Raw genomic sequence first — 12,464 nt, forward strand, 5'->3', positions numbered from 1 at the left:
CAAAATAGTTTGCGATTCTGTTAAGAATCTGAGCTTATTTCATCATGATTCCAATAGATCAGATCATCGCAGCCGATACTTTTTTGTTCCTTCCGCCTGTTGAGTTAACTATACCGAACTTGTTGATCTTTCGCTTCGCTGTAAAGTCCGAACTATTTGTTCATTTAGTTCAATCGTGCAAGTTGCTTTTCAATATTTCTTTCCAAAGCCGTGATTTGATTTTTCTGTTCATTAAAGGGATTAAACTTTTGTAAGGTTAATTTTCCACAGATTATTGGCATATGTATAAAAATTCCACCACAGCAAACAATATGGCTAGTATTAGTGGGAAGTGGGGGATTTTCCATGTTAAGGGCTGACACAACTAGTCTCATTGTTGAACAAATCACGGAACGTCTTGGACAATCTCCCGACTTTATTTGTAAAGAACTGGTAATCAATGAAGAATTGAACCTTTACTGCATTTATCTTGCATCGATCGTAACGACGAATCAGATCGATGAAATGCTATTGAAGCCCATTTTTGAAGGAAATCCAAGCATAGAAGCATCTACACATCATCCAGTTCACTGGTTGACAAATAGAATCCCTCTTATTGGGCGGAAGGAATTGTCAGGATCCATAGAAGGTATCAACGAACTTCTTGAAGGTCATTGTCTTCTCATTCCAACCTGGGGAAATACAATTCTAAGTTATGATGTCTCAAAAGGGGAATATCGTACTATTTCGGAACCCACATCGGAGGCTTCTGTTCGTGGTCCAAGAGAGGGCTTCGTTGAGGATATATCGCGGAATGTCGCTTTAATCCGGAAAAGACTGAAGAACGAACATCTAGTGTTTGAATCCATGACGATCGGGTCAGCAACAAAGACTAAAGTATACCTGACTTATCTCAATAATGTGGCCTCCGTGCAAGTTATTGATGAGTTCCGCCGTCGTCTTCATGCCATTCAAACCGATAGCATTTTGGAGAGTGGATATATTGAAGAATGGATTCAAGATAAAACATTCTCGCCGTTTCCTCAACTAGTTAGTTCAGAACGACCAGACATTATTGTCGCTAAATTACTCGAGGGACAAGTCGCGGTCATTACAGACGGAACACCGATCGTTCTATTGGGGCCCGTCACTTTTTTTCAAATGTTCTCATCGGCAGAAGACTATTACCAACGAGCGGATATTGCCACTCTTACGCGATGGTTGCGTATGCTTGCTTTTTTGTTATCCGTATTCATACCCTCTCTTTATATAGCGGTGGTAAGCTATCACCAGGAATTATTGCCTACCTCCCTCCTAATCAGTTTGGCGGCTCAACGTGAAGAAGTGCCGTTTCCTGTGTTTATTGAAGCGATTATCATGACGGTAACGTTCGAGATCTTACGTGAAGCCGGACTTCGTATGCCGCGTATTGCCGGCCAATCCATATCTATCGTAGGCGCTCTCGTTTTAGGCCAGGCCGCAGTGGAAGCCGGGCTCGTTTCGGCAGCGATGGTTATTGTTGTATCCCTTACAGCTATTTCGAACTTCGCTTCTCCTAACTACAGTTTCGGTATTACTCAAAGAATCATTCAGTTTTCTTTTATGCTATTGGCCGGGGCACTGGGATTATTTGGCATCATGTCCGGCGTTTTTTTTCTACTGGTTCATTTGGTGTCGATACGTTCGTTCGGTGTCAAATATATGACTCCACTAGCTCCCGTAGCGCTTTCCGACTTGAAGGACACCTTGGTTAGGGTCCCCCGGTTTTTAATGAAACGAATTCCGCGTGCGTTTTATTCAAAGAAATAAAATGGAGTGAGAATCGTGAGAAAATCATGTCTTGCCTTATTTCTTCTGCTGTTCTGCTCAGGATGCTGGGATATGAAGGAAATTAATCAATTAGCGATTGTCAACATCGCTGCAGCCGACAAAGACCCGAAAACGGGTATGATCACCTCTTATTATCAAGTAATAAATCCCTCCGGTGTCTCAACGAAAAAAGGCGGCTCAGGAGGCGCAGCCGTATATACGTATGATTTCAAGGAATATAGTTCGGGGAGATTTGCGGATAAGACAAGCAGGGTAATGCCAAGGTTGTTTTATACACCTCAAATACAGTGTTATATTGTTTCGGAACGGTATGCCCGGCAAGGTATTTTAGATTTAATTAATTTTCTGGAGCGAGATCCGGAACATCGGACAAATGTGGATATTATCGTTTCCGACGCACCGTTATCCGTTGTTATGAACAGCTTTACCTCTCTGGAAAGAGTACCGGGCCGGTATATTCGCTCTTTGTTTGAACTTCATGCGCGTAATTTTCATATGAGTGTATTCCCTAGCCGGTTAAACGATTTAGCGAAAGGTATCAATTTCCACCAACCGACCATCATCCCCATTCTCGAATACAGCAGCAAGCAACCTGCTTCTAAGGCAGATAAATTGGAAAGCATCAATGCAAGTAAAGAGTCGATGAGTTTTGATGATGGAGCTGTGTTTATCCATGCTCGCATGGTTGGCCGTTTAGGTGTGGAAACAAAAACGGTATTCTACATCTTGAATGGCAAGCTCGAGAAATTTGTAGAACCCATTGTAGTTAATGGAGAAAAGGTCGATGTTGAAGCACAGAATGTTCGAGTTCATAGGGAATATGACCGCTCTTCCTCTCGTCTTACTATACAGGTCCGAGCTGATCTTCGGATATTAAGCAATAAACAAAATGAAATGACCGTTCAGAATCTTCATGATATAGAAACGGCATTTAATCAATCCCTAAAACAGAAAGCAAAGTCTTTCGATGAATTGTGTAAAAACAAAGACTGGGATCTGCTAGGCATTCAGGATAAAGACGTTGATCCTGCAGCATGGCATCAATTTAAGGTCTTGGTTCTCGTAAACTCCAAGGTCACAACGATCGGGAATACAGGATCTTCATACAAGGTAGAAAAGAGTGATTGATAAATGGAAAATGCCCAGCTAAGCGGATGGCAATTGGTCACATTAACTTTTTGCTTTGTCTGCGGTACTACGTTTCTTTTGTTACCGGGAAAACTTATCGCTGATGCAAAACAGTGCGGTTGGCTTGTTTGTGTGTGGTCGTTCTTGTACGGGTTAGTTTTGGCGGTGTTGTGGCTGTATTTATCCAAACGTTACCCTGGGAAAAGTATCGTACAAATTGCGACACAAGTTCTGGGGAAATGGGCTGGAGGAATCGTCACTTTGCTTTACATCCTTTATTTCATCCAAGTTGCATCCTGGGTAACACGTAATTTAGGTGACTTTATGCATACCAATCTGATGCCGCGAACTCCCATTTCCATTTTCAATATCGTGGTGTTGCTCGTGTGCGCTTATGCTGTTGTGAAAGGGATTGAGTCGATTGCAATGGTTTGCGAGCTTGTTACGCCGTATATTGTAGTCGCTTTCTGGATTCCTTTCTCGGTCATGCTTAAGGTCTGGGACTGGCGGGCATTCAGTACACCCTATCATTTTCAGCTTTGGACCACAATTCTTCAAACCAAATATGCGCTTGCATTTCCCTATATGGAGACGGTTATGTTCATGATGCTTTTTCCATATGTAAAACGCAATTTAAAAACTTCATTTCTTTTAGGAATCGGCTCAGCCGGGGTTATCCTTTCTATTTCTATGTATATGACAATTGGTATTTTAGGATTAGAGCGCAGCTCCCATCATCTATACCCGGTTTACACCATTTTTCGTGAAATGAAGTTTTCCGGTTTCGTAGAACATTTAGAATCGATTCTTTCTATAAATATTTTCCTGTTAGTCTGTATCAAATTAAGTTTGTTATTTTATTGTGCGGTAACAGCGATATGCCAGCTGTTCAAAGTGGACAGACGCTCTGTAGTTGCCTATCCGTTAGTATGGATCATCTCCGCGTACTCCCTCTTATTCGCAAACGTTATAGAGAACGTTGAGTGGGTTCAAAAGTATTTGTTTAGCTACTATATGCTTTACGCCGTCATCGTTCCGGCCATTCTAATTATTGGTTCCTGGCTGCGGAACAAACAGAGGAGTGAAACCACGGCATGATCAGTATGCTAATCCTGTACACAATATTTCTCATCGGAGGTTTGATGGTTCTTAACCGGGTACGAAAGTTGATTAGAAAGGAATTACTTATTTTCATCGGGGTGACAACAGTGGGTGGAGTTCTTTGGGGAAGCATCATTGTACATCATCCACTTGATTTGAATAAGGTTATTGCATTGATTATTGACGAGTTGCAATAAGATTTCATGTTTGATTTTTCGGAGGCTTACATAAAAATAAAAAATCTATCTTTTTACATAGCAAAAATTATGCCAACGGGGGAACTCAAGCCTTTGCAATCCATTTTATCTTACGTCAGATGATGTAACGGCAGAATTCATTATATGAATCTGCCGTTACTAGGTTTTACCTTAAAAGCTTAGATTTATCTTTTCCTCTTTTATTGAGCACTAACATCCTCATGATCTGTACCTCTAATAACGTCGTACCATGCCTCAATATCTTTTTCAAAATTAGCCGTCTTTTCCCGGTATCTTTGCAGCGAATCCTTACCAAGCGGCAAGTGAACCGGCGGCTTCTCCGCGCCCGCAACCTTCACGATTGCCTTGGCTAACTTGATGGGATCGCCCGGTTGTTTCTTATTCGCTTGAGTAGCGAACTTTCTCATTTCTCCTACTGTTTCCGCATAATCCGGAATGATGTTACTTGACCGCGTTAACGACGCAGCATCCAGAAATTCCGTACGGAAGAAGCCTGGGGCTACCACGGTCGCATGAATCCCAATCGGAGCCAACTCCAATGCAAGAGATTCCGTCAATCCTTCGACAGCAAATTTAGTAGAACCGTATACTCCCCACCCAATATTACCGCTTAATCCTCCAACGGATGAGATATTGATAATATGTCCAGAATGTTCTTTTCGCATAAAAGGCAGTACCGACCGGGTGACATTGAGCAAACCAAACACATTGGTATCGAAATTCTTTTTCACGTCATCAGCAGTGGCTTCCTCAACTGCACTCAGAAGTCCGAATCCGGCATTATTGACTAATACATCGATTCTTCCGAGTTTTTGAACAACTTGATTAGCGACTTCAGCCGCCTGTTTTTCATTCGTGATATCCAAAAGAACAACACTTAGATTCTCGGGGTTTCCTAATTTATTAGATAATGACTCCGCCGAGCTACGGACAGTCGCAACGACTTTATCTCCTGTATCCAGCACTGCCTTTACGATTTCAAATCCAATACCTCTGGATGCCCCAGTGATGAACCAAATTTTTTGCTTTGCCATATATAATCCCATCCTTTTGATGATTATTGTAATTATGTCCTGCCGGCCGATAAGTTAACTATACTGAACTTTTGGAGCTTTCACTTCTCTGCAAAGTCCGAACTATTTGTTCATTTAGCTCATTTCTGTTTTGTTACAATAGAATAAGCCCATGCGAATTGCATGAGCCTCTGATAGAAATCTATTATGTTAATCTTAGCGGTTTTTTAAGCAGTGATGGAGATATACCAAATCTCTCCTTAAATACCTTTGAAAAGTGAGCTATATTTTCGAATCCCGTAGAAAAGCAGACATCAGTTACAGATAGTGAAGTATGAGTCAGCAGCTCTTTTGCCTTTTCCAATCTTCGATTACGTATGTAGTGTAAAGGAGAAGTATTATAAATTTCCTTAAACTCCCGCTTGAAGGTTGATAAGCTTCTCCCAGACAAATAGGCGAGATCATTTAAAGATAAGGGATTAAAAATGTTTTCTTCAATAACCTCCGTAATGCTTTTTCTTTCTTTCCGTTTCAGTTGCAAAAACTGAATTAAAAAATTTCCATCAGTGTCTGCCACATCAAATAGCAATTCAAGCAGTTTAATCTTGATAAGCCCATTTCTTACTTCCTCAGGTTGATTAAAATAGGGCTTTAGAGATTCAATATAGCTAATAAGGCGGTCATTTACTGATTTAACCGATACTGGAACAAGAGCCTCGGGGTAGGAGGGCTTGAGATCGGCCATCTTGACAAACTCGTTAAGTAAATCATCCTTTAAAAAAAACATCATATAGTCGAGTAAATATTCCTCTTCCTTCTCCCCCGACTTCTCATACTCTACAGTGATTGACCTCTGCAAGAGAACCATTTCATTCTTCTTTACAGTGTATGACTGGTTCCCGTAGCGAACGGTGTACTTACCTTTGAGTACAAACAAAAACAAGTGGTCCTCAAGAAACATGGTTCCTGCGTTATTTTGCGTATGCGTACACGATTCTATGACAGATAACCCGTTCATTTTTAAAATACTTTGATTATATGGGGCAGTTGTCAATTCCAGAGGCGCCTTTACAACCTTACTGGACCTTATGAGCAATATGATTCCTCCTTTCTATTTAAGATTTTCAATTAATGTTCTAACAAATCTAAAACATGATACTTTACCGATATATCAATACCCGTAGGTCGGTAATAGCTGCCCCCATAACGGATAACTATTGACGCGGCCTTGTATTCGTTACCAGCGATCCGGGTCTTAGTCTTTTCAAAGGATTACATTCTTACATACATTATAACCTAAAGCGATGGATTTACCCGTCACCGCCGAGCCACAGAAATCGAATTTTAATATATTTCTCCACTATCCTCCCGTTAACTTACAACTTTATTTACTGTGCTAATATGTTTCATTCATTTGCTCGTAAGGAGCTTGCATTCGATCGTCCAAAGGCGGCAATTCGGCTTCCCCAAGCGTCAATAACACCACAAATAAAATAAGACGATCCTGAGAAAGATGATCAGGATCGTCTATTTTATTCCAGAGATTGGTATTTTAATGTTACATTCTGGGATTCTTTACTACAACATCCCGAATTTCTTTATTTATCAGTTACAAAATGTATTGTCTGGGACTGGAGGGCATTTAGTACCCCCTATCATTTTCGTAATTTAAAAACTGCATTTCTTACTGCGAAACCTCACTGGACACAAAATGAACAACTCTTGAAATATTTTCAGGCTCGCCCAGACGGCCGAAATCGCATTTCAAAATTTTATTACCAAATTAATCAGGTAACCGCTTTTTGATTTCCCGTATAAGGTCTTCCAATTAAAGAAAAAGGCAATCAAGTCATTGAAATTAAGGATATGATGTATCTGATCCAAGACTATTGGCAAAATATCAAAACCCATCACGCGATGGTATTGCACCGCTCTAATGGAGAATTATAATGGCAAAGACTTCCGCATCTTCGACTTTTTGTTTTACTCTTTCTTCCATAACAATTTCAGAAAGCATTTGTTTTATTATGGATATTTCAAGTTGGCTCAGTTCTTGTACCTTTTCTTGAAGTGCTTGCGGTAAGGATTCTAAATCAGTTTGCATAGAGGAAATGAGACAAATTCCATCCGCAATTGTATAACCTGGTTGCGAAATGAGTAAACCGTTACCGAAGGATCGACGATCGTTTGTAATAAAGATTGAGGATTTATTTGATACGGTCAGAAACGAAATACCTAAATCCCCTTTCTTCTCATTTCCAGAGGAGCCGCAGCGCCAATTCCGTGATTTTTTTCTGTTTTCCATACCTTTAGTTTAACTTTCCAACACTTTTGCAATGTTAATTTTTAGGCATGAGCTAAATGAACAATAAGTTAGAACTTTTTGGAAAAGTAAACCCCGTAAAAATTCGGTATAGTAAGCTTATCATCGACAGGAACAAACAAAAATAATAACGGATGGTGACTCACTATGCATCAATCGCGGCGCGGAGACTCTGAAAAAGCTGATACGAGAACCAAAGTATCCTACCTTGAACTTTTCTTTGACTTGGTATTTGTTTTCACCATTACTCAGGTAACCCATTTAGTCATCGATACTCACTCCGTATTGGATGTGTTTAAAGCTTTAATGGTTCTGACTGTAACCTGGTGGATGTATAGCGGATATGCTTGGCTGGCAAATAATATTGGAACTGACCGATTTCTTTATAGGATGCTGATGTTTTGTGGTATGGCCGGTTTTCTTAGTATGGCCATTAGTATCCCATCTATTTTTGGGACGGGTGGAGTTCCGTTCGGCATCGCTTTTCTACTGGTTACGGTCATTCATATCCTTCTGTTCAGACGTTCACCACATGTAACATCGATCAAGGCAATTACATACTTGGCTCCTTTTAACCTTTCAGCAGCTCTTTTGGTTCTTGCCTCCGGAATATTGAATACCTGGTATACATGGAGCTGGTGGTTGACGGTTGCAGCTGTCTTGGTTATTCTGACCGCTTCGTTTAAAAATCAAGGCGATATTTTTGTTATTAACACTCGGCATTTTGTTGAAAGGCACAGCTTGATTGTGCTCATTGCGCTAGGCGAAACCATTCTGTCCATGGGTTTAGGTTCCAGCCATTTATATTTCAGCTTCACGCTATTTGTGTCTATAGTTTTAGGATTGGCCATCGTCATCACTTTATGGTGGAGCTATTTTGACAAGGATACGCTACTGGCTGAAGATTATATGTTGCAGGCATCACCTGAGAAACGTGCTCGACTAGCTATGCAGGCTTATTGGCATGCTCATTTAATTATGATATCTGGCATTGTCATCTCTGCTGCAGGTATCGAAGTAGCCATTAAACAACTTAACGGCGAATCGGTACACTCTTTTTCATGGTATTTAAATGGCGGCATTACCTTATACCTTGTCGGAACCGCAATATTCAGAAGACTGGTTCGCATCGGACCAGCTGGAACGCGACTTGGTTCAGCCGCTCTATCTTTATTCATTCTTATGTTCAACGCCTTCAGTTGGATTGGAACTTTACAAATGATGACAATTCAGATTTTAGTGTTAGTAGGAATGATTGTAATCGAACAACACAAGTACAAAAAATTATCTAATTAAATCCTAAGATTACATAGTAAAGCCGGAGGAGGGTAGACAAATCATGAAGGTTTTGATCATTGATGATAATGTCATCTTTGCCGAAATGGTTCGAATGTATCTTGCCGAAGAAGACTTTACTGTTCAAACCGCTTCAACGGCTCGGGACGGGCTCAGGACATTTCATTCCTTTGTACCGGATGTTGTATTGCTCGACCTCTCGCTTCCGGATGTAGACGAGATTACGTTGTGTAAAACTTTGCGACAGCAAACGCAAACACCTATTATAGTTGTTTCTATCAATTCCAGAGCAAGTGAAATCATCAAGGCTTTTACTGCAGGGGCTGACGATTTCTTAACAAAACCCTTTAGTATGCAGGAATTGAAAGCAAGAATCATGATAGCGATCCGCAAATCAATACAGCTACCTTCTACGGAAAACAGTCCGGAAATTCCCGCAGCTGAACATTTTCTGCAATTGCAATTGGACCCGGTTCGTCGGTATATCTCAGTCAATGGTGATAGGGTTGAGACAACATTTTCAGAATTCGAACTCTTGAAGGTTTTTTATGAACATCCATATCGAGTATTCACACGCGATGAATTAATTACGATTATTCGAGGCATTAATTACCATGTTAATGATCGTTCCATCGACGTTCATATTACGAATCTACGGAGGAAGATCGAGATAGACCCCAAAAAGCCGAAATATATCCAAACGGTATGGGGTCTAGGCTATCGATTTGCGAAACCTTAAATTGCATCTTTACACCCTTAAAATTGCCCACAATCCTTGCAAAGGGACATTCCAGTCAAAATACGAATTGGGAAGCAATAAAGCGGATACGCAATATTACTATCCAGGAACCATCAGCAGTTCCACAATTTTTTTATTTGTTTTCTAAACACTGTACTAACAAATTTGGGAGAACGAAAGATTACCTTACAATGTATTGTCCAAGTGGGAAAGTTCGGAAGATGGGGAGAACGGATAGTCCGTGATTGCCATCCGCTCCATCTTCAAAGATTTGAATCAGATTTTAAGGGGAGACTTATGATTGGGCTTTTGCAGGGGGTGCTTGCATGTGGATGGAGCCACGCCAAACCTTTCTTTAAACACCTTGGAAAAATGAGCCACACTCTCAAATCCTGTCGAAAAACAAACATCCGTAACGGATAAAGAGGTGTTAAGCAGCATTTCTTTCGCGATATCCAACCGGCGATTACGGATCCAGCGTACAGGTGATGTTGTATAATAGATCGCTTGGAAATCTCGTTTAAAAGCTGATAAACTTCTGCCTGATAAGTAAGCAAGATCATTTAGCGAGACAGGGTTGGTTAGATTCTGCTCCACAACCTCCGTTATGCTCTTCCTCTTTGAACGATTGAGCTGTAAAAACTGGAATATAAACTGTTCGTCAGCATCCGCAACATCAAACAATAATTCCAACAATTTTACTTTAATTAATCCATCCCTAATGTTATCGGTTTCCTTGAAATACGGTTTCAACGAATAGATATATTTAATTAATCGTTCATTGATCGCTTTGACAGATACCGGTACTAACGCTGATGGATAGTTACTTTCGAGATATGCCATATTGATAAATTCAGTGAGGAGCTCTTCTTTAAGAAAGAACATCATATAGTCCAAAACATAGTCAGAACCTTCTTCTCCCGATTTCTCATATTCAACCCTGATCAATTTCTGCAGTAAAACCATTTCATTCTTTCGTACGATATATTCATGACTGCCGAATCTTACCTTATAGGTTCCCTCTAGTACAAACAAAAGCAGATGATCCTCCAAAAACATGGTTCCCTTTAAACCTTTTGTAAAGGTACAAGACTCGACAACTGTAAGTCCTTTCATCTTCAAGATCCCTTGATTAAGCGGTTCTCTGGCCAGACCGTGAGGAACCTTTATTACTTTTTCGGCTCGCAAAAACAACTGTATTTCCTCCTTATTGTTCAACTGCTAGGAACAGCTCCATGGTAACAAGGACCATACTTACGAGTAGTTTGATCCTACCGCCTCCGCATTTATAAAATTCCACTCGTTAAGATAATTTCCAGATAAAAAAATAACTCCTGTATCGGAACCAAAGGAGCCATATCGATGTTTTGGCAATCAACGCCCATCTTTCCAGTCAAGTTGGTTGCTTAAAGCACACCAGACAATTGTACCGGGGTGTACGGAGAACGCTCGTACATGATTCGGCTTGCCACGCTTATCCGGTTCTAAGCCGAATAGTTCTTTAAGTCTCACCTAGTTACGCTTCATTGAACAGAGTCCAATGCGACGATGGCTTTGTCTCGTGAGCGGGCCGGAACGATACTTGGGCGCCTGCCTTGGCTAATAGCCTCGATACCTCCAAGCCAATACCGGAAATATCCGCCAATCGCGATGGCAACCTTGCCTGCCAAATCTACTCCTTGTATGATTTCTTCCGCAGTCGTACATGGTCTGTATTCGGTGTGCAAAGGTTGTTGCGGGGTCTGTTGGTTTGCATGAATTGTCATAAATTTATTTCCTCCCTTTGAAAGAGATACAAACAGTCATAATAAATGTGACCAGGATGATCATATTAATAAAGACCTATCGAATCGACCCTAGGCGAAAAGCAGAATGAAGGTACCAAACTTAAGCGCCATCCACAGGTGAAGTTGCTCGGCGTATAACGATCGGAATTGAAAAACCGGAGTGCGAACGCCCCCGGTTCAATTGGATGTATTCGACTTAGAAATTAGACATCATCATGATCTGTGCCTGTAATAACGTCATGCCATGCCTGTATATCTTTTTCAAAATTAGCCGTCTTTTCCCGGTATCTTTGCAGCGAATCCTTGCCAAGCGGCAAGTGGACCGGCGGCTTCTCCGCGTTTGCAACCTGCACGATTGCCTTGGCCAACTTGACGGGATCGCCCGGTTGTTTCTTATTTGCTTGGGTAGCAAATTTTCTCATTTCTCCTACCGTTTCCGCATAATCCGGAATGATGTTACCTGACCGCGTTAGCGACGCAGCATCCAGAAATTCCGTACGAAAGAAGCCCGGGGCCACTACGGTCGCATGAATCCCAAGCGGGGCCAATTCCAATGCAAGTGACTCCGTCAATCCTTCAACAGCGAACTTCGTTGCACCATACACGCCCCATCCGATATAACCGCTCAATCCGCCAACTGACGAGAAATTGATGATATGTCCAGAACGTCTTTGACGCATATGGGGCAGGACCGCTCGGGTCACATTCAACAAGCCAAAAACGTTGGTTTCGAAGTTTTTCCTCACCTCTTCAGCAGTGGCTTCTTCAACGGCACTCAACAATCCAAATCCTGCATTATTAACAAGGACATCAATTTTGCCGAATTTCTGTACGGCTTGATTTGCAGCCGCTATCGCCTGTTGTTCATCGGTAATATCCAGAAGAACAACTTGAAGATTCTCAGGATTTCCCAATTTATCAGCTAAAGACTCCGCCGAACTCCGGACCGTTGCAACTACATGATCCCCAGTTTCCAACACAGCCTTCAGGATTTCAAAACCAATGCCTCTTGCTGCACCGGTAATAAACCAAGCTTTTTGATTTGTCATA

The 12,464-nt window shown here is 41.3% G+C and carries 12 protein-coding genes; 6 read left to right on the top strand and 6 right to left on the bottom strand.

What is annotated here, in order from left to right; genetic code table 11:
* Positions 1-345: 345 nt before the first annotated feature.
* The 4 genes from QFZ81_RS31850 to QFZ81_RS31865 are packed head-to-tail and all read left to right on the top strand — an operon-like array spanning position 346 to position 4,235.
* A complete protein-coding gene (locus QFZ81_RS31850) occupies positions 346-1,788 on the top strand; it encodes a spore germination protein (RefSeq protein WP_307437990.1) in 1,443 nt (480 codons plus the stop codon).
* A gap of 15 nt (positions 1,789-1,803) precedes the next feature.
* A complete protein-coding gene (locus QFZ81_RS31855; protein WP_307437987.1) occupies positions 1,804-2,937 on the top strand; it encodes a Ger(x)C family spore germination protein in 1,134 nt (377 codons plus the stop codon).
* A gap of 3 nt (positions 2,938-2,940) precedes the next feature.
* Positions 2,941-4,035 carry a GerAB/ArcD/ProY family transporter gene (locus QFZ81_RS31860; RefSeq protein ID WP_307437985.1) on the top strand — a complete coding sequence of 365 codons (1,095 nt, stop codon included), beginning with the start codon at positions 2,941-2,943 and terminating at the stop codon, positions 4,033-4,035.
* Positions 4,032-4,235 (top strand): hypothetical protein, encoded by a 204-nt coding sequence (locus QFZ81_RS31865; RefSeq protein ID WP_307437982.1) that lies wholly within the window; start codon positions 4,032-4,034, stop codon positions 4,233-4,235. Before QFZ81_RS31860 ends, QFZ81_RS31865 begins: the two co-directional genes overlap by 4 nt.
* A gap of 200 nt (positions 4,236-4,435) precedes the next feature.
* Here the strand turns inward: QFZ81_RS31865 and QFZ81_RS31870 are convergent, their stop codons facing one another.
* From QFZ81_RS31870 to QFZ81_RS31880, 3 genes are all read right to left on the bottom strand, one after another.
* Positions 4,436-5,290, bottom strand: a complete 855-nt coding sequence (locus QFZ81_RS31870; protein WP_307437980.1) for an oxidoreductase — start codon at positions 5,288-5,290, stop codon at positions 4,436-4,438.
* Positions 5,291-5,474: 184 nt separating this feature from the next.
* A complete protein-coding gene (locus QFZ81_RS31875) occupies positions 5,475-6,323 on the bottom strand; it encodes an AraC family transcriptional regulator (RefSeq protein WP_307605926.1) in 849 nt (282 codons plus the stop codon).
* 879 nt (positions 6,324-7,202) lie between these two features.
* Positions 7,203-7,574, bottom strand: coding sequence for a hypothetical protein (locus QFZ81_RS31880; RefSeq protein WP_307605928.1), 372 nt, complete (start codon positions 7,572-7,574; stop codon positions 7,203-7,205).
* 165 nt (positions 7,575-7,739) lie between these two features.
* On the opposite strand from QFZ81_RS31880, the gene QFZ81_RS31885 reads away from it, so the two are divergent.
* Positions 7,740-8,888, top strand: coding sequence for a low temperature requirement protein A (locus QFZ81_RS31885; protein ID WP_307437974.1), 1,149 nt, complete (start codon positions 7,740-7,742; stop codon positions 8,886-8,888).
* A 43-nt stretch (positions 8,889-8,931) separates the two neighbouring features.
* Positions 8,932-9,627, top strand: a complete 696-nt coding sequence (locus QFZ81_RS31890; protein ID WP_307437971.1) for a response regulator transcription factor — start codon at positions 8,932-8,934, stop codon at positions 9,625-9,627.
* Positions 9,628-9,903: 276 nt separating this feature from the next.
* On the opposite strand, the gene QFZ81_RS31895 is transcribed toward QFZ81_RS31890, so the two are convergent.
* The 3 genes from QFZ81_RS31895 to QFZ81_RS31905 all read right to left on the bottom strand — a co-directional run bounded on the left by QFZ81_RS31895 (position 9,904) and on the right by QFZ81_RS31905 (position 12,463).
* Positions 9,904-10,821 carry a helix-turn-helix domain-containing protein gene (locus QFZ81_RS31895; protein ID WP_307605930.1) on the bottom strand — a complete coding sequence of 306 codons (918 nt, stop codon included), beginning with the start codon at positions 10,819-10,821 and terminating at the stop codon, positions 9,904-9,906.
* A gap of 329 nt (positions 10,822-11,150) precedes the next feature.
* On the bottom strand, positions 11,151-11,393 hold the full coding sequence (locus tag QFZ81_RS31900) for an SDR family NAD(P)-dependent oxidoreductase (RefSeq protein ID WP_307437966.1): 243 nt from the start codon (positions 11,391-11,393) through the stop codon (positions 11,151-11,153).
* A 224-nt stretch (positions 11,394-11,617) separates the two neighbouring features.
* On the bottom strand, positions 11,618-12,463 hold the full coding sequence (locus tag QFZ81_RS31905) for an oxidoreductase (protein WP_307437965.1): 846 nt from the start codon (positions 12,461-12,463) through the stop codon (positions 11,618-11,620).
* Position 12,464 lies beyond the last annotated feature (1 nt).

The organism is Paenibacillus sp. V4I9 (genome assembly GCF_030817295.1).
Classification (GTDB): Bacteria; Bacillota; Bacilli; order Paenibacillales; family NBRC-103111; genus Paenibacillus_E.